Source organism: Streptosporangium sp. NPDC001681 (assembly GCF_040298085.1).
Classification (GTDB): Bacteria; Actinomycetota; Actinomycetes; order Streptosporangiales; family Streptosporangiaceae; genus Streptosporangium.
In genome coordinates, this window is the sequence record NZ_JBEOZN010000078.1 from 31,163 (window position 1) to 46,619 (window position 15,457).

General features: G+C 68.9%; 17 protein-coding genes. 10 read left to right on the forward strand and 7 right to left on the reverse strand.

Annotation, left to right across the window (positions count from 1 at the left end; all coding sequences use genetic code 11):
- Nucleotides 1-194: 194 nt before the first annotated feature.
- The gene (locus tag ABT130_RS30075; protein WP_350960918.1) at nucleotides 195-1,382 is read left to right on the forward strand and encodes a sensor histidine kinase; all 1,188 of its coding nucleotides are present in this window, start codon (nucleotides 195-197) and stop codon (nucleotides 1,380-1,382) included.
- Nucleotides 1,379-1,984 carry a response regulator transcription factor gene (locus ABT130_RS30080; protein WP_350960920.1) on the forward strand — a complete coding sequence of 202 codons (606 nt, stop codon included), beginning with the start codon at nucleotides 1,379-1,381 and terminating at the stop codon, nucleotides 1,982-1,984. Before ABT130_RS30075 ends, ABT130_RS30080 begins: the two co-directional genes overlap by 4 nt.
- Nucleotides 1,985-2,209: 225 nt before the next feature.
- Here ABT130_RS30080 and ABT130_RS30085 read toward each other — a convergent pair whose 3' ends face one another.
- Nucleotides 2,210-2,350 (reverse strand): hypothetical protein, encoded by a 141-nt coding sequence (locus ABT130_RS30085; RefSeq protein WP_350960922.1) that lies wholly within the window; start codon nucleotides 2,348-2,350, stop codon nucleotides 2,210-2,212.
- Nucleotides 2,351-2,369: 19 nt separating this feature from the next.
- Between ABT130_RS30085 and ABT130_RS30090 the strand changes: the two genes are divergently transcribed.
- The gene (locus ABT130_RS30090; protein WP_350927639.1) at nucleotides 2,370-2,501 is read left to right on the forward strand and encodes a hypothetical protein; all 132 of its coding nucleotides are present in this window, start codon (nucleotides 2,370-2,372) and stop codon (nucleotides 2,499-2,501) included.
- A gap of 393 nt (nucleotides 2,502-2,894) precedes the next feature.
- Nucleotides 2,895-3,755 (forward strand): dTDP-4-dehydrorhamnose reductase, encoded by an 861-nt coding sequence (gene rfbD / locus ABT130_RS30095; RefSeq protein ID WP_350960924.1) that lies wholly within the window; start codon nucleotides 2,895-2,897, stop codon nucleotides 3,753-3,755.
- A 108-nt stretch (nucleotides 3,756-3,863) separates the two neighbouring features.
- On the opposite strand, the gene ABT130_RS30100 is transcribed toward rfbD, so the two are convergent.
- Nucleotides 3,864-4,460, reverse strand: coding sequence for a dTDP-4-dehydrorhamnose 3,5-epimerase family protein (locus tag ABT130_RS30100; RefSeq protein WP_350927635.1), 597 nt, complete (start codon nucleotides 4,458-4,460; stop codon nucleotides 3,864-3,866).
- 241 nt (nucleotides 4,461-4,701) lie between these two features.
- Here ABT130_RS30100 and ABT130_RS30105 point away from each other — a divergent pair, with 241 nt between their 5' ends.
- From ABT130_RS30105 to ABT130_RS30120, 4 genes are all read left to right on the forward strand, one after another.
- Nucleotides 4,702-4,932, forward strand: coding sequence for a hypothetical protein (locus ABT130_RS30105; protein ID WP_350960926.1), 231 nt, complete (start codon nucleotides 4,702-4,704; stop codon nucleotides 4,930-4,932).
- Nucleotides 4,933-5,031: 99 nt separating this feature from the next.
- Nucleotides 5,032-5,838 carry an ABC transporter ATP-binding protein gene (locus ABT130_RS30110; RefSeq protein WP_350960929.1) on the forward strand — a complete coding sequence of 269 codons (807 nt, stop codon included), beginning with the start codon at nucleotides 5,032-5,034 and terminating at the stop codon, nucleotides 5,836-5,838.
- Nucleotides 5,838-8,369 (forward strand): ABC transporter permease, encoded by a 2,532-nt coding sequence (locus ABT130_RS30115; RefSeq protein ID WP_350960932.1) that lies wholly within the window; start codon nucleotides 5,838-5,840, stop codon nucleotides 8,367-8,369. The genes ABT130_RS30110 and ABT130_RS30115 overlap by 1 nt, the downstream gene beginning before the upstream one ends.
- Before the next feature lie 77 nt (nucleotides 8,370-8,446).
- Complete coding sequence (locus ABT130_RS30120) at nucleotides 8,447-9,331, forward strand: DUF4429 domain-containing protein (RefSeq protein WP_350960934.1); 885 nt, start codon at nucleotides 8,447-8,449, stop codon at nucleotides 9,329-9,331.
- Here ABT130_RS30120 and ABT130_RS30125 read toward each other — a convergent pair.
- The 4 genes from ABT130_RS30125 to ABT130_RS47825 form a co-directional block, all read right to left on the reverse strand.
- Nucleotides 9,328-10,053 carry an LmbU family transcriptional regulator gene (locus ABT130_RS30125; protein ID WP_350960935.1) on the reverse strand — a complete coding sequence of 242 codons (726 nt, stop codon included), beginning with the start codon at nucleotides 10,051-10,053 and terminating at the stop codon, nucleotides 9,328-9,330. The genes ABT130_RS30120 and ABT130_RS30125 overlap by 4 nt on opposite strands.
- A 155-nt stretch (nucleotides 10,054-10,208) precedes the next feature.
- Nucleotides 10,209-11,222 (reverse strand): sporulation-delaying protein SdpB family protein, encoded by a 1,014-nt coding sequence (locus ABT130_RS30130; RefSeq protein WP_350960938.1) that lies wholly within the window; start codon nucleotides 11,220-11,222, stop codon nucleotides 10,209-10,211.
- Complete coding sequence (locus ABT130_RS30135) at nucleotides 11,216-11,767, reverse strand: SdpA family antimicrobial peptide system protein (protein ID WP_350960941.1); 552 nt, start codon at nucleotides 11,765-11,767, stop codon at nucleotides 11,216-11,218. Before ABT130_RS30135 ends, ABT130_RS30130 begins: the two co-directional genes overlap by 7 nt.
- Nucleotides 11,764-12,387 carry a sporulation delaying protein family toxin gene (locus ABT130_RS47825; protein WP_502992228.1) on the reverse strand — a complete coding sequence of 208 codons (624 nt, stop codon included), beginning with the start codon at nucleotides 12,385-12,387 and terminating at the stop codon, nucleotides 11,764-11,766. Before ABT130_RS47825 ends, ABT130_RS30135 begins: the two co-directional genes overlap by 4 nt.
- 44 nt (nucleotides 12,388-12,431) lie before the next feature.
- On the opposite strand from ABT130_RS47825, the gene ABT130_RS30145 reads away from it, so the two are divergent.
- Together ABT130_RS30145 and ABT130_RS30150 are read left to right on the forward strand one after the other, a co-directional pair.
- Complete coding sequence (locus ABT130_RS30145) at nucleotides 12,432-12,818, forward strand: GntR family transcriptional regulator (RefSeq protein WP_350960947.1); 387 nt, start codon at nucleotides 12,432-12,434, stop codon at nucleotides 12,816-12,818.
- A 137-nt stretch (nucleotides 12,819-12,955) separates the two neighbouring features.
- Nucleotides 12,956-13,996: a hypothetical protein gene (locus ABT130_RS30150; protein WP_350960950.1), complete on the forward strand. Its 1,041-nt coding sequence runs from the start codon at nucleotides 12,956-12,958 to the stop codon at nucleotides 13,994-13,996.
- Here ABT130_RS30150 and ABT130_RS30155 read toward each other — a convergent pair.
- A partial coding sequence (locus ABT130_RS30155) for a cation:proton antiporter (protein ID WP_350960952.1) occupies nucleotides 13,878-15,457 on the reverse strand: 1,580 nt, incomplete at its 5' end. The two genes, ABT130_RS30150 and ABT130_RS30155, sit on opposite strands and share 119 nt — an antisense overlap.

Genomic DNA, 15,457 nt, shown 5'->3' on the forward strand with positions numbered 1-15,457 from the left:
GGGGAGCGAACCCGCGCGACGGGAGTGTGGAGACATGACTCATGATCTCCCCGATTCTCCAATTCGATCATCATGCTCATCCCCCGTGTCCTCCTCGTCGTCATCACAGTGATCGTGTGGCTGCGCGAGCGCCACGCCGGGCCCGCGCCTACGAATTCACCCTCGCTCAAGGCTTCAGCAGCACAATGAGAGGCATGGGGGAGTGGCCAGTGGTGAGCGCACGCCGGTTCGAGAGCTACGTGCGCTGGTCGACGTACGTCGTCGTCTCCACCCCGATCTCCACTCTCGGCGGCCTCGTCAGCGCCCAGCCGATCACCAGGGAGAACGTCGCCGTGGTGAGCGCCGTGGCCGTCGCCACGGTGGCACTGGTGTGTTGCAACATCGCGGTCAGCCGATGGAGCTTCAACTCCCTCGAAGGACGCGGCAAGCGCCTCCCGATCGCTCTCGTCGTCACGTGGCTGCTCCTGCTCGCCGCCGTCCTGGCGGGGACCGTCGTCCTGGCGGGGGCCGTCGTCCTCCCCATACCGGCCCTGTGGGTGGCGGCGGCCACTGCGATCGCCTCCGCGGCCGCGAGCATCGTCCCCATCCTCAACGCCCGCCGCACGCTACTTCTCAACGTCGCGATCCTCGTGCTCGCCGTGCCCCTCGTGGCCGTCTTCCAGATCGCGTTGCTCGTGGTCTGCATGACGCTGGTCAGCGCCGTCCTGTGGATCTGCTGGTCCAGCGTGTGGATGCTGAGCGTCCTCCGCGAACTGCAGGACGCGCACCGGGATCGTGCCGCGCTCACCCTCGCAGAGGAACGCCTGCGCATCTCCCGCGACCTCCATGACGTGTTCGGCCGCACGCTCACCGCGATCGCCGTGAAGAGCGAGCTCGCCTCCGAGCTCATCCGCCGCGGCCGCGACGACCGCGCGGCCGCGGAGCTGAGGGAGGTTCGACGGCTGGCCGACGAGGCGGGCACGGAGGTCCGCAGGGTCGTCCGAGGCGACTTCCAGACGACGTGGGAGAACGAGGTCTCCGGCGCCCGCGCACTCCTGGGTTCGGCCGGCATCACCTGCACGGTCACCGGCGAAGCCGTACCAGCGCCCTGCGCAGAGGCGCTTGCGTGGGTCGTCCGTGAAGGCATCACGAACGTCCTACGTCATTCCTCGGCGACACAGGTGACACTCACCACAACGATCGACGCCGACGAGGTCCTTCTCACGATCGCGAACGACGGAGTCAGCGACAGCGGGCCCGCCCAATCCACCACGGACGTCGGCACAGGACTTCGGGCGATGTTCGACCGGATCCACGCGATCGGAGGGCGCGCCGAGACCCGACGGGACGGGAACTGGTTCCTGCTGGAAGCCGCCGTCCCCCTACCGAGAGAACGCGAATGATCCGCATCCTGATCGCCGACGACGAACATCTGATCCGCGAAGCGATCGCGGGTCTGCTCGAACTCGAGGACGACTTCGAAGTCGTCGGCCAGGTCGCCTCGGGCGACGAAGCGCTGAAGGCCGCGCTGCGCCTGCGCCCCGACGTGGCTCTGCTCGATCTGCAGATGCCTTCACCCGACGGCATCGAGGTCGCCCGGCGGCTCACGAACCAGTTGCCGGAGTGCCGCAGCATCATCGTGACCTCCCACGGCCGACCCGGGTACCTGAAATCCGCGCTCTCAGCAGGCGCCCGCGGATTCCTCCCGAAAACCACCTCATCGCGCAATCTCGCACAAGTCATCAGGAAGATCGCCGCGGGCGGGCGGCACGTGGATCCGGAACTCGCAGCCGAGGCGATCGGTGCGGGTGACTCGCCCCTGACTCCGCGCGAAGCCGACGTCCTCGCGCTCGCGCGCGACGGTGCGCCCGTGGATGAGATCGCGCAGCGGGTGTCCCTGTCGCCGGGGACGGTGCGCAACTACCTTGCCGCGGCCATCGCAAAGCTCGGCGCTGCGAACAGGCACGAGGCAGCGCGCATCGCCGCCAAGCACGGCTGGATCTGACGAACCGCTTGGCCTCGAAGATCGATCGCACACTCACGGCGGGGAGACTCGGCGTGAGTACGGCCCGTGAACACGGTCACGGCGGTTCCCTCGAAACCGGGGCGATTCAGTTCCGGCCGTAAGCCAGCGAAAAGAAGAGTTAAGCGACCTATAAGACTCGCGGACTACCGTCGGCGGGGTCCTCGTCTTGGCATGTCATCACGATCCAAGCGGTAACCCCGACCTTTATGCGCCGATGAGGCCGCGCTCGGATCTGACAGCCGAGGAGAGATGCTCGTTGAGCAGCGAGCCGCTGATCGCATCACAGGCTCCCACCGGCCGGACCGGCGGGATGAAGGCCGCCGCGGTACCCGCGGTGTCTTCCATGAACGAAAGGACACCTCTTATGGAACTCGACATCAAGGCCCTGGACCTGCTCCCCGCCGCCGCGGAAAGCAGCCTGTATCCGTGTGGTCGCATCACCTGCCTGGATTACCTTTCCTGCGCCACCTTCACCTGCGGATCCACCGCCTTCTAACCCTTGTCTCCCGGCGACCGGCCACGGCGTCTCGCCTGCCGGTGCGCGCTGAGGACCGCGCCTGCGGCGGGGGTGACCACCTCGCCGCAGGCGTCCCGCCCTCACCTGTTCGGAACCCCTCTCACGAGGCCTGATCCAGTGATTCGCCGGATCAGGAACCCGTGCCGGGCGATGGTGGATAATGCTCAAAGGCCCTATGTTTGCTCGGTGGTTGCTCGCGTGTACGCGGTGCGGCGCGCCGCGCGCCGTCATCACCCGGCATCGCGGCGGGTACGACGGCGGAGGACGGCACGTCGCGACAGCGAACGTCATTGATCAGATCGACATTTAGAATGATCAGATCCGCGATACCGGGAGACACTTGCGCGGTCGATCGCTCAGGAAGAGGGCGCCATGACTTGGCTCGTCACGGGGTCGACAGGCATGCTCGGGCACGAGGTGGTCGCGCTGGCGCGCGGACGAGGGTACGACGTCGCCGCGCGAACCCGCCGGGACCTGGACATCTGCCACCGAGACCAGGTCGAGTCGGCCTTCCAGACGCTCGCCCCGCGGGTCGTGGTCAACTGCGCCGCCTGGACGGCGGTGGACGACGCCGAGAAACAGGAGCGAGAGGCCTACCGGGTCAACGCCGACGGCCCCCGGCTGCTCGCCGAGGCCTGCGCGCGGCACGGTGCCCGGCTGATCCATGTCTCCACCGACTACGTCTTCTCCGGTGACGCAGACGTCCCGTACGACGAGGACGACCCGGCCGAGCCGCGGACCGCGTACGGGCGGACCAAGCTGGCCGGGGAGAAGGCGGTCCTCGACGCGCTGCCTTCCGCCGCCGTCGTCCGGACGGCATGGCTGTACGGCGCCCACGGGCCGAACTTCGTGAGCACCATGCTCCGTCTCATGGCGGAACGGGAGACCGTCGAGGTGGTCGACGACCAGTTCGGGCAGCCGACCTGGGCCGCGGACCTCGCGGACCGGCTGGTCACGCTCGGCGAGCTCGGCTCCGCGGCGGGGGTGTTCCACATCACCAACTCCGGGAGGGCCTCCTGGTTCGAGCTCGCCCAGGAGGTTTTCCGGCTGTCCGGCACCGATCCCGAGCGGGTGCGCCGGACGACCTCCGAGTCCTTCGTCCGCCCGGCGAAACGACCGGCTTTCAGCATCCTGGGCCACGCGCGGTGGCGGGAGCTGGGCCTTGAGCCGCTCCGCCCCTGGCGGGACGCGCTGCGCACGGCCCACCCCGAGCTGGCGAAGCCCTTCCGCTGAGAAGGTGCGCGCCCGCCCATCGGTGGTGGGCCGCGGAGACCCGGTGACGGTTCCCGGCCGGCGCACCGGCGCGATGGCCGGGAACCGTCACGACGGGCCGGCGAGTTCCTACCCGCGGGCGTGCGAGGCGTAGAAGGCCAGGCACTCCTCATAGGAGGGCAGGAGACCGCCTGCGCGCGCCTCGGCGAGGGTGGGCGCCGCGGCGTCCTTGGGCGACAGGAGCGGTTCGACGTCCGCCGGCCAGGTGATGCCCAGTTCGGGATCGAGTGGGTGGATACCGTGCTCCCTGGTCGGGTTGTAGCCCTCCGAACACAGGTAGATCACGGTCGCGTCGTCCGTCAGCGCGAGCAGGCCGTGCCCCAGTCCTTCGGACAGGAACACTCCCCGGTGGTCCTCGTCGTCCAAGCGCACCATCTCCCACTGGCCGAACCTCGGTGAGCCGACGCGGATGTCCACGATCACATCCAGCATCGCCCCTCGCACGCACTTGACGTACTTCGCCTGGCCCGGTGGCACGTCGGCGACGTGAATCCCGCGCAGGGTGCCCCGGCGTGAAACAGAGCAGTTGGCCTGGGAGAGCCGCAACCGCCGTCCGGTGACCGCATGGAACTCCTCCTCGCGGAACCATTCGTGGAGACCTCCCCGATCGTCGATGTGGATTTTCGGGTCGTCAATCCATGCGCCTTCGATTTTCAGTGGCTGCATCTCGGCTGCTCCTGATCCCGGCCGTTTACCGGACCGTGTAGAACGTGCTGTGGCCTTTTCCGCCACGATCCAATGCTGACGGCAGACGGTCCGATTCGGGTGTCCCGCCGACGGTCGTGATACCAAAGTCGATGAGGCTCATACTTTAGTCGGAAAGCAGGCTCCGCATCGGCGACTTCGGTTGAGACGGGAGATGCCGACGACCGATTCCCGCCGCCATGCTCGGCCTTAATGTTGAATCGTGCGTAAATCCTTACAGCTCATCGGGTTCATCATGATCCTCGAAGGCGTAAGCGGGGCCATCGACCAGATCGCCGTCCAGCCCATCCTCGGCGCGGTGCTCAACTTCTTCAACCGCGTCGTCGTCAATAACGTGACCTTCCTCGAAGGTTACGAGATCTACGCGAACTTGATCCTGGCGGTTCTCGGGATTGTCGTGATCATTGCTGCGGAAAGGGCTCCGGCGTCCTAACGCCCCGCGCTCTCCGTCCCACCCATTCAATGCCGGAATATCAGCAGAGGCCATGAACGAACTGTCACGACCACTACACACCTGTCCGAGGAGCCAGAAATGAAGAACTCGACGGCGGTACTGGCGGAGGAGACGGGTGAGCCCATCGCCGCCCGCGCGGAGAACGTCTCCAAGCGGTACAGCACCGGAGACACGGCGGTGGCGGCCCTCGACGGCGTGTCGCTGAACATCCCGCGCGGCCAGTTCGCCGGCATCATGGGGCCGTCCGGTTCCGGCAAGTCCACCCTCATGCACTGCATGGCGGGGCTGGACAGCGTGGACTCCGGGCGGGTGTTCGTCGGCGACCAGGACGTGACGGACCTGAACGAGAAGCAGCTCACCCGGCTGCGCCGGGACCGGATCGGCTTCATCTTCCAGTCCTTCAACCTGCTGCCCACCCTGACCGCGCTGGAGAACATCGTCCTGCCGATCCGGCTGGCCGGCCGCACGCCCGATCAGGAATGGCTGGACTCCGTGATCGAGACCACCGGCCTGCGCGAGCGGCTGGACCACCGTCCGAACCAGCTCTCCGGCGGCCAGCAGCAGCGGGTGGCGTGCGCGCGGGCGCTCGCCGGCAAGCCGGACGTCATCTTCGCGGACGAGCCCACCGGTAACCTCGACTCCCGGTCCGGCGCCGAGGTGCTGGGCTTCCTGCAGAAGTCGGTGCGGCAGACCGGCCAGACCATCGTCATGGTCACCCACGACCCGGTGGCGGCCTCGTACACCGATCACGTGATCTTCCTGTCCGACGGCCGCGTCGTCGACCGGATGCCGAACCCCACCGCGGAGAAGGTCCTGGAGCGGCTGAAGAGGTTCGAACCCGCGAGGGCGAGCACCACGGTCCCCGGCAAGCAGGGGCGGATCTGATGCTGGCGAAACTCACGTTGCGCAATCTCCTGGCGCACCGGGTCCGGCTACTGCTCTCCGTGCTCGCGGTGACGCTCGGGGTCTCCTTCGTCGCGGGCACAATGATCTTCCGGGACACCGCCACCCAGAGCTTCGACCCGATCTTCGCGGGGCGGACCGAGACCACGACCGTGGTCGTCCGGCCCAAACCGGCCGAGGGTGAGAACGCGACACCGGCCACGATACCGGCCTCCCTGGTCGGCACGCTGCAGCAGAGCGTGCCCGGCGCCGCGGAACTCAGGGGACAGTACGACGGGTACGCGGCGCTCGTCCGCCAGGACGGGCGAATCGTCGGCGAGGACCGCGCGGCGCACCTGGGCGCGGCGTACCAGGAGCGACCGGGCGCGGGCCTGCGGATACTCTCCGGCCGGGAGCCCTCGGCGGCCGACGACGTCGTCGTCGAGGAGCGCACCGCGGCCGAGGGGCAGCTCAAGGTCGGCGACCCGGTCAGCGTGGTGACCGCGCGGGCGACGAAGTCCATGCGTGTCGCCGGTGTCTTCAGGGCGGTCAACGACCAGGTCGGTCGTGCCGCCACCTACGTGATGTTCGCCCCGGAGACCGCGCAGGCCCTGCTGACCGGCCCCGGGCAGTATTCGGCGATCTTCGTACGGCCGCGCGAGGGTGTCTCGCAGCAGCAGCTTCTCCAGCAGGTCGGCGCGGCACTCCCGGCGCAGTACGAGGCCAAGACCGGCGCGGACGAGGTCGAGGAGGTCAAGTCCCAGCTGAGCTCGCTCTTCGAGCTGATCAGCCGGTTCCTGCTGGTGTTCGCCGGGGTGGCGGTCTTCATCGGATCGTTCATCATCCTCAACACGTTCACCATGCTGGTCGTGCAGCGGATCCGGGAGCTCGCACTGCTCCGGGCGATGGGCGCGAGCCGCGCCCAGGTGACCCGGGCGGTTCTCGGCGAGGCACTCGGGATCGGCTTCCTCGGCTCGACCCTGGGCCTGCTCGCCGGCGTGGGACTGTCCTACGGGCTCAGGCTGCTGTTCGAGCGGTTCACCGGCGGCACCCAGGTTCCGCTGCGCACGCCGGTGGTCGGGCTCTCGACCGTGATCTGGGCGTACGCGGTCGGCATGCTCGTCACCCTGCTGGCCGCCTACCTGCCGACGCGCCGCGCGGCGAAGATCCCGCCGGTCGCGGCGATGCGCGACGACGTGGCGCTCACCCGCCGTTCGATGACCCTGCGGCTCGTCGCCGGCGTCGTCATGGCGCTGCTGGGCGCGGGAGCGCTGGCCGCGGGCCTGGCGACCGGGAAGGCGGGGGGCGCGGCCCTGGTGATCGGCGGCGGTCTGCTGGCGTTGCTCGCCCTGACGATGCTCAGCCCGTTCCTGAGCCGGCCGGTCATCGCGCTGCTCGGCTGGCCGGTCTCCCGGCTCGGCGGCACGGTCGGGCGGCTGAGCCGGGAGAACGCCCGGCGGGATCCCCGCCGTACCGCGGCCACGGCGTCGGCGCTGATGGTCGGGCTCGCGCTCGTCTCGGTGGCGACGGTGGTGGCCGGCTCGATGAGCGCGTCCGCCGACCAGAGGATCGCGCGTCAGTTCGGCGCCGACCTCTCCCTGGACCCGCGCGGTCTCACCGGTTTCAGCCAGGAGACGGTGGACCGGGTGGCCGCCGTCCCGGGCGTGCGCGGCGTCACCGCGGTCCGGCACGGGACGATGGGAATCGCCGACGGGCAGGTGCCCGTCCTGGTCGCCGACCCGGTCGCGCTGGCGGGTCCGGCCAACCTGAAGATCGAGGACGGCACCGGCACCCTGGCCGCCGACGGGCTGCTCGTGCAGAGCGCGCTCGCCGCGGAGCGCGGCTGGAAGGTGGGCAGCACCGTCACGGGCCGGTACCCGGACCGGTCCACCGCGACCCTGCGGGTGAGCGGCCTCTTCGCCGCCAACGAGGTCCTGGGCATGTCCTTCGTCGTGAGCCCGGCCGGTTACCAGGCGCACGCTCCGGCCGGTCTGATCCAGAAGGCGTTCGTCGACCTCGACGACGGTGGCGAGGAGCAGGCCCTCGCGGCCGTGCGGTCGGCGCTGCGCGCCTACCCGAACGTCGAGCTGAAGGATCGCGAGGCCGTACGGGCCGACGCCCGCCAGGAGATCGATCAGGTGCTGAACCTGATCGTGGTCCTGCTGGTGCTCTCGATCGCCATCGCCGCGCTGGGCATCGTGAACACGTTGAGCCTGTCGGTGATGGAGCGGACCCGCGAGATCGGGCTGCTCCGAGCCGTCGGGATGAGCCGCGGCCAGACCCGGTCCATGATCAGCTACGAGTCGGTGATGGTGTCGCTGTTCGGTGCCGTGGCCGGTCTGGCTCTCGGGACCGCGCTCGGCTGGGCGGTGCAGCGGGTGATGGCGGCCGACGGCGTCGAGGTACTCGACATCCCGTACGGCCGGCTCGGGCTCTACCTGCTCAGCGCCGTCCTGATCGGTGTCGTGGCGGCGATCTGGCCGGCCCGGAGGGCCTCGCGGATGAACGTCCTGCGGGCCATCCAGCACCAGTGAGCCGTCGATGCGTGGTGACGCGACCGACCTCTGCCGGGGGCGTACGGCGACGCTCCCTGATGTCCTAGGGTGACGACATGGCCGAGATCTCCGTTCCGGACGGATCATGGACGTTCGACAGTGAAATCCTCAGGATCGTGCCAGGCGGGGACAGCGACGTCCACGAACTGCGCAAGACGCTCGGCGAGCTGGAGATCCCCCTCGCGGCGATCTCCGGAGCGTCGTTCGAGCCCTCGCGCAAGGGCGGCAACCTGCAACTCCGCCTGCGGCCCGGAGCCGATCCGCTGACCGACGTGGTCACCGGGCGGCTGTCGGGATCCGCCGACCCGTACCGGCTGGCCGTCCCCAAGGGGCGCACCGGGGCCGCCGAGTACTTCGCCGACGAGGTGCGCACCCATCTGATGCTGGAGCAGGTGCCGAGCGGTCCCTGCGAGTCGTTCCTGCTGCCCGGCCCCGCCGTACCGGTGTCGGCCTCGGCGGGTGACGGCACGGTGGACTTCGACGGTGAGCGGATTCGCCTGGAGTGGAGCCTGTTCGCCAAATCGGTCAAGGAGGCGGCAGGCCCGCAGACGTTCCTGCTGCGGGATGTGGAGGGTGTGGAGTGGGCTCCGCAGACCGGCGTCGGCTACGGCCGTCTCCGCTTCCGTCTCAGGGGCGCCGCCCCCGCCGTGGCAGCGGAGAAGGACCTGCACTGCCTGGCCTGGAGCATGCAGCGGTACGGCGGCTCGGCCGTCCTGGTCGCCGCCGCCGTGCTGGCCCGGCTGTCGCTCCGGGCCGAGGAGCCGCCCGCGCTGCCGCCGACCCCGCCGGACGATCGGCGGCAGCGTCTGACCGAGCTGGAGGAGCATGACGCCCTGGTGCGCCGCCTGGCCGAACTCGGCGATCTACACCGTTCCGGTGTGCTCACCGATGAGGAGTTCAGCTCGGCCAAGCGGTCGCTGCTACGCCGGATGGAGCTCTAGCCAAGGACCCCGGCACCCTCCTGCGTGACCTCCCGCGCGAACTTCTCCAGCGCCAGGACCATCCAGTTGACCAGGTCGCAGTTCTGCTTGCGCGCGGCGCACTCCCAGCGTTCGAGTTGTTCCTGGCTCGGGCTCAGCTGCAGCTTCACGGCGAGCCCGGAGCCGCCCGAGGTCTCGCCGTCCTCCCCGTCGCCGCCCGTCGGCGGGCTCGATGCCTCGCCCTCCCCGTTTCTCAGGGCGGCCGCCTGCCTGAGCTCCTTGCGCAGGCGGTTCCTGGACCAGGCGTGCTGCTCGGCGCGCTGTAGCCACAGATCCTGTTCGGGCACGCTCAGCGCCGCCACCTCCGCGTGGTGGGCGAAGCTCAGCTTGTCCCTGCGCCGGGGCAGGCCGAAGCGGCGGGCCACCCAGGCGTAGTTGCGCAACGTCTGGTAGTCCAGCGACGTCCGCTCGATGGCCGTCCGGTAGCGGTCGGCGTACTGCTTCTCCCCGTAGACCAGCCAGTCGCCCAGCCACCACGCGGAGGAGTCGGCGATGAGGGAGAGCTGGCGGCCGATGCTCTCCCAGTTGGCGAACGGGATCTGGGTCGGAAACTGCAGTCCGGTTCTTCTCGGTATCACCGTCCGGTCGAGCCCGAGACGGCGGTTGATCCCATTCTCCTGAGACAGGACCTGTGTCACGCGGCTCTCGCCGCCTTTCTTTCCCCGAACGAGAGGCTCGCTCATCGTTTTCCTTCCTTCGCCGTATCGCTGCTCTTCGAATCAGCACGGCGTGAACGGCCGAATCGTGATCGCCCCGCGTGCGCGGAGCCAGGCCACGAATGTGCGCAGCTCGAATAGGTGCCGCGGCGCCGGCCGTCTTCTGGCCGGCCGCCAGGTGTTCAGCGGCGTGCGTCGGTATCGGTCAAGCCGAGGCCGGCCTCGGCAACACTCGCGTCCCTGGGCTGACGGGCGACACGTGCCATCGCCTGCCAGACGGAGCCGGGAAGGACGCGCAATCGGTGTGGAAGAGCCATTGGAAGAGTCGCGCCCCCGAACGCGAACGGCCGATCCAGCGGTCTCAGGTACATGACAAGGCAGGCGAACATCGCCAGGGCGAAGCTTCCCAGCCCCATGAGCAGCCCGATGAGGGCGTGCAGGGTGAGACCGGCCACCAGCAGGTACGGCCGGACGGCACGCCGCGACACCAGCCCCATGACCAGGGCGAACTCGATCGCCACCGGTCCCCAGGTGAGCAGCGTGACGCCGACCGATGAGACGCGTAGTGGTTCGAGAACCCCCGCAGCCCAGCCGGGACTACCGAACAGCGGATCGCTGAGCCAGTAGTACAGGGCGGTGCCGTCCGCCCATTCCTCCCGGCCCAGCTTCGCCACCGAGGCCTGCAGGTAGATGCCCGCGACCTGGACACGGATGACCAGCAGGGCCGACCACGCGACCAGTGAGGCGACCGGGTCACCGACGGCCTGGGGGCGTCCCCAGTGCCAGGCGCGTCCGTCGGTCAGTGCGATCGGCAGGAGCAGGAGGGCGAGTACCGCGGCGACTTGGTCCCCGCCGTCGGGGATCGTCGCGGACGCCTGGAAGCTCACGGCCACCCACCAGTGCGGCAGCGCGGTGAACCGCGGCCGCCACCCGGAGGCGGCGACGACGAGGATCACGATGGCCACCAGGTGCGCCTGGTCGGCGTCGACGACGCAGAACAGGCCGTAGGCGGCGACGCCGTCACAGTACGGATAGTCGGGAACGCCCTGCGCGGGCCTGAAAAGCGAGGAGGTCTCGCTGGCGAGCAGCGTGGTCAGGGTACAGAGGGCGAGAAGGGTCCTTGCGAGCCCGTACACGTTCGTCCATGGGCTCGTCTCGGCGATCCCTCGCGCCTTCACGCCGAGTCCACTCAGCATGCGACCTCCAATCGCACCGCCGAGACCGGCATGTGGGTGTGCGCCGCGGCGTCCGCCCAGGCCCACGGCAGCGGCTTCTGCCGTGTCACCTCAAGCGTTCCGCAGAGGATCGGATCGGGAGAGGGGTTGCGCACCGGCACCGCCGCGCCGGGCAGGCCGAGGCATCCGGTCACCTCGCTCCGGCAGTCACGCCACCGGTCGGCGGGTACCGCCGCGAGCAGGATGCCGCGTTCGACCCCCTCGGCGCGGGAGCGTCGGTCGAACCCCCACAGGTTGTGCGGCTCGGCGTGCGGCCCGAGCGTGACGGGCTGCCACGCTCCGGTGGCGGACGCGCGCCACACGGTCTCCCTCGGTTCGCGGGCGGACTTGGTGAAGAACGCCCATCCCTGGGGAGCGACCAGCCGTGCCGCCTCGCTCACCGTTCGCTGCGCGGGCAGTCGGAGGGCGGCGCTGGGCAGTTGGCCGATGACGACATAGAGGATCAGGGCGGTCCAGCCGAGACCGAGGGCGACCGTGGAGACGCCCAGCCTGACGTCGGCGTTCACCGGGCAAGGGTCTTCGCCACGTCGTCGACCCAGCGTTCCTGGGCCAGAACGGTGCCACCCTCGGGGACGACGCTCCAGATCCGGTTGGTGTTCCAGATGGTGTTGGTCTGCTTGAGCAGCGTGGAATCGACCACGATGAAGGAGTAGGCGACGTTGGGAGCGGACGCGGGATCGCCGTCGCCGACCGGCACCTTCGCGGCCAACGCGCCGGCGGAGGACGCGGCCTGCTCGATGCGGATCCGGTCGCCGCTGGTGATCGCGGTCTCGAAGGCGGTGAAGAAACCCGGATCGGCGCGCTTTATCTGGGCGACCAGCTGCCCCGCCCTGGCTGCGGGCCAGGATCCGGTCGAGGATGGGGCACGCAGGTCCGGATACATTTCCGCCACCTGACCCTGCCCCAGGAAAAGTCCCTGGAACAGGGCTTCCCCGTCATAACGTCTGACCTCTGTGGCCCCCAGCGCACTGGAGGCGCTCAGAAGACTTATAGCGCACAATAGCCCTATAGATAGCTGTCTATGCTGCATTGGCACCCCGTAACAACCCGTATCAGGCAAGACGGAAGTTATCCTATAATTTCTATAACAAGCAGTAAAGGGGCCGATAGTCTGACCAGACGCCATACCACCTTTTTGCCTACGGCGGAGGCGCCCAACCTTGAGACCTTATGCAGCTGAACATCGACCCTAACTCCGCGGTCCCTCTTTTTGACCAGATCGCCCAGGGCCTGCGGCGCGAGCTAATCACAGGAACGTTGCAACCCGGTGACCACCTGCCTCCCGCCAAGACTCTGGCGGCGAGCCTGCAGGTGAACCTGCACACGGTGCTGCGCGCTTACGCGCTACTCCGCGACGAGGGCATGGTCGAGGTACGCCGCGGCAGGGGAACCGTGGTCATCGCCTCCGGGACGCGAAGTGGAGACCGGCGCCTGGACAGAGCGCTCGTGAGCCTCGTCGTCGAAGCGCGACGAGCAGGCGTCACGGAGAGTGCTCTGATGAATCTTGTGTTACATGCTTTCCGAAACAACACAAGTTATGACACCATCTCGGACTGATCAAGATAGTGTCATTTGTCTGCTTTTTGGACAAATGTTATAATAGTGGGGGAAACATGAAATTCCAGGAGGAAGATAGGCGAGCATCAATACGTTTCTTACTCATTGTGGTGCTCGCTCCTCTTAGCGTGTTCGTCTTGACGCTGGCGGTCCCCTTCCTCCTCAGCGAGCGTCTGCCCGACCCGGTGGCCGCCCACTTTACCGATGGACACCCCGATGAGTCAGCCCCGCTGCAACCGCTGATCCGGGACATCCTGATAGTCGGCGCGAGCGCGTGGTCGATCCTGGCTCTGCTCGCCTACCTGCGGCCCGCGGGCTCGCTCGGGCGCAGGGCCGCCGCGGGCAGCGCCGTGGCCCTGCCCACCGCGCTGGGGCTCGCCGTGCTACTGGGCACGGTGGGCGCCAACCTGGACGCCCCGACCTGGCGAGAGGCCACCACGTCGCCGGTCTCGGAGATCGTCACGCTTGCCGGTGGAGCGCTGGTCTTCGTGTTCGGCGCGATCGCCGTGCATCCGCTGCGGCGGGGCCCGCGTGAGGCCGCCGACCTGCCGGCCGAGCCGGTCGTCGGCCGGGCCCGCTCCCGGCAGGGGCGTATGGTGTGGATCGGTCAGTCCCGCAATCCCGACCTGGTGTGGAAGACGTTCACGGCCACCTGCATCATGGTCGTGCTCACGATCGCCGGTACGTACTGGATGGCCGTACCGGCCCTCCTGTCGCTGACCACGCTGCATCTGTGGGGCGGGATCGTCGCCTCCTTCGACGGAAAGACGCTCTCGGTCCGGGGCCACATCCCGTTCGGTCTCATCCGGCGCATCCCGCTCAGCCGGATCGAGACCGCGGAGAAGATCGAGATCGATCCGCAGGAGTGGGGCTGGGGTTGGCGGCTGCGCAGCATCAGCCGGCACGCCATCGTGATACGCAAGGGCGAAGGGCTCCTGGTGGCGCTACGCGGGGGCGGCGAGTTCGTCGTGACCGTCGACGACGCCGCCGGCGGCGCCGAGGAGATCAGGCGCGCCCTGCGCGGGCAACCCCCCACCTGCCCGGCCACCGCCCGGGGGATCACGACCCGCCACCTCTCCGGCGGAACCGGCGAGCTCCAGGAGAGGCGGAGGCCCCAGCGGCTGTGGCCCGCGGCCGGGCTCGGAGCGACGGCTCACGACCTGCCATGCGACGCATGAACCATCCGGTGAGCGCGGTGGTGACGACGGCGGTCAGCACCAGGATCGTGAAGCCGAGTTGGCTGATGATGCCGTACTGGAGCCCGATGGTGGCGATCACGAGCTCGGTGACACCTCGGCAGTTCATCAGCACGCCGAGTTGAAGCGCCTGCCCTCGGGGCAGCCCGGCGAGCCAGGCCGCACCGCCCGCGCCGACGACCTTCGTCACCTGCGCCAGCACCAGGATGCCCGCGGCGACCAGCCAGTGGCCGAGGTCCGCGCCGAGAAGCCCGATCGCGGTGTTCAGCCCGACCCCGGCGAAGAAGAGCGGAAGCAGGATCATGAGTGTGAATCCCTGCAGCTGGTGGCTGATCCGGGCGGTGGCCGACGAGTTGCGCGGCACGGCGACACCGAACAGGAAGGCGCCGATCAGCGGATGCAGATTGATCATCTGGGTCAGCGCGGAGAACCCGGTCGCGCCGATCACGAGCACCACGGTCAGGAGCCGCTCGGACTCCATCCGCGCCACCAGCGCGGCGAGCGCCGGCCGGACGCACAGGTAGGTGACGAGCACCAGCGCCACGGCCAGACCCGCTGTCTTGGACACCTGCCCGGCACCTCCGCTGCCGGTACCGGCGAGGATCAGGGTGAGCAGCAACCAGGCCACCCCGTCCCCGATCGCCGCGGACGACAGCGACAGCGCGCCGACGCCGGTGCCGTCGAGCTTGAGGTCGACGAGGATCCTGGCGAGCACCGGCAACGCGGTGATGGCGAGCGCGAGCCCGAAGAAAAGGCAGTACGTCAACGTCGACACCGCGGTACCGGCCAGCATCGGCCCGGCGGCCAGCGCGACGCCGACGCCGGCGGCGAGGGGCAGGCCCATGCCGCCGAGTACCGCGGCGGTGACGGTACGCGGGCGCTCGATCCTGTCGGTCCGCAGCTCACAGCCGAGCAGGAACATGAAGATGACAAGACCGAGTTGCGCGGCCTTGTTGAGACTGTCGAGCACGTCGGCGGGGAAGAGCCAGCTCACCGCCTCCGGCCATACCTGACCGAGTGCCGAGGGACCCAGCAGCAGCCCGCCGAGGATCTCCCCCAGTACGGGCGGCTGCCCCACCCTGCGCATCAGCTCGCCGAAGAGGTGGCTGGCCATCAGGATGACGGCCACCGCGAGCAGGAACCTGGTGATCGGATCGACGGCCACCTCCGCGTGGAAGAGGCCCGGCACCCACATGAGCACCGAGCCGACGAGGATCACCAGCCCCGCGCCGATACCGAGCCAGGTACGCCGGCCGAGAGCGGGCTCGGTCCCCGGAACACTCGTCATGCTGGACGTGGTGCCCTCGGCCACGGCACCGGCCGGGCGAAGCCCACTTCCTCCCTTCGAGGTCGTGCCCATCGGTCGGGTCAGGAGGCCGGCACCGGTCGCGATCTCCCGGCCGAGAACGTCCCCATGCCGTACAGCAGCGGGTTTCCAGGACT

Excerpts from the sequence above, each read along its gene's own strand:
- ABT130_RS30075 (WP_350960918.1), top strand. The coding sequence starts at position 195 with ATGGGGGAGTGGCCAGTGGTGAGCGCACGCCGGTTCGAGAGCTACGTG.
- ABT130_RS30080 (WP_350960920.1), top strand. The coding sequence starts at position 1,379 with ATGATCCGCATCCTGATCGCCGACGACGAACATCTGATCCGCGAAGCG.
- ABT130_RS30085 (WP_350960922.1), bottom strand. The coding sequence starts at position 2,350 with ATGGAAGACACCGCGGGTACCGCGGCGGCCTTCATCCCGCCGGTCCGG.
- ABT130_RS30090 (WP_350927639.1), top strand. The coding sequence starts at position 2,370 with ATGGAACTCGACATCAAGGCCCTGGACCTGCTCCCCGCCGCCGCGGAA.
- rfbD (WP_350960924.1), top strand. The coding sequence starts at position 2,895 with ATGACTTGGCTCGTCACGGGGTCGACAGGCATGCTCGGGCACGAGGTG.
- ABT130_RS30100 (WP_350927635.1), bottom strand. The coding sequence starts at position 4,460 with ATGCAGCCACTGAAAATCGAAGGCGCATGGATTGACGACCCGAAAATC.
- ABT130_RS30110 (WP_350960929.1), top strand. The coding sequence starts at position 5,032 with ATGAAGAACTCGACGGCGGTACTGGCGGAGGAGACGGGTGAGCCCATC.
- ABT130_RS30115 (WP_350960932.1), top strand. The coding sequence starts at position 5,838 with ATGCTGGCGAAACTCACGTTGCGCAATCTCCTGGCGCACCGGGTCCGG.
- ABT130_RS30120 (WP_350960934.1), top strand. The coding sequence starts at position 8,447 with ATGGCCGAGATCTCCGTTCCGGACGGATCATGGACGTTCGACAGTGAA.
- ABT130_RS30125 (WP_350960935.1), bottom strand. The coding sequence starts at position 10,053 with ATGAGCGAGCCTCTCGTTCGGGGAAAGAAAGGCGGCGAGAGCCGCGTG.
- ABT130_RS30130 (WP_350960938.1), bottom strand. The coding sequence starts at position 11,222 with ATGCTGAGTGGACTCGGCGTGAAGGCGCGAGGGATCGCCGAGACGAGC.
- ABT130_RS47825 (WP_502992228.1), bottom strand. The coding sequence starts at position 12,387 with ATGGCGTCTGGTCAGACTATCGGCCCCTTTACTGCTTGTTATAGAAAT.
- ABT130_RS30145 (WP_350960947.1), top strand. The coding sequence starts at position 12,432 with ATGCAGCTGAACATCGACCCTAACTCCGCGGTCCCTCTTTTTGACCAG.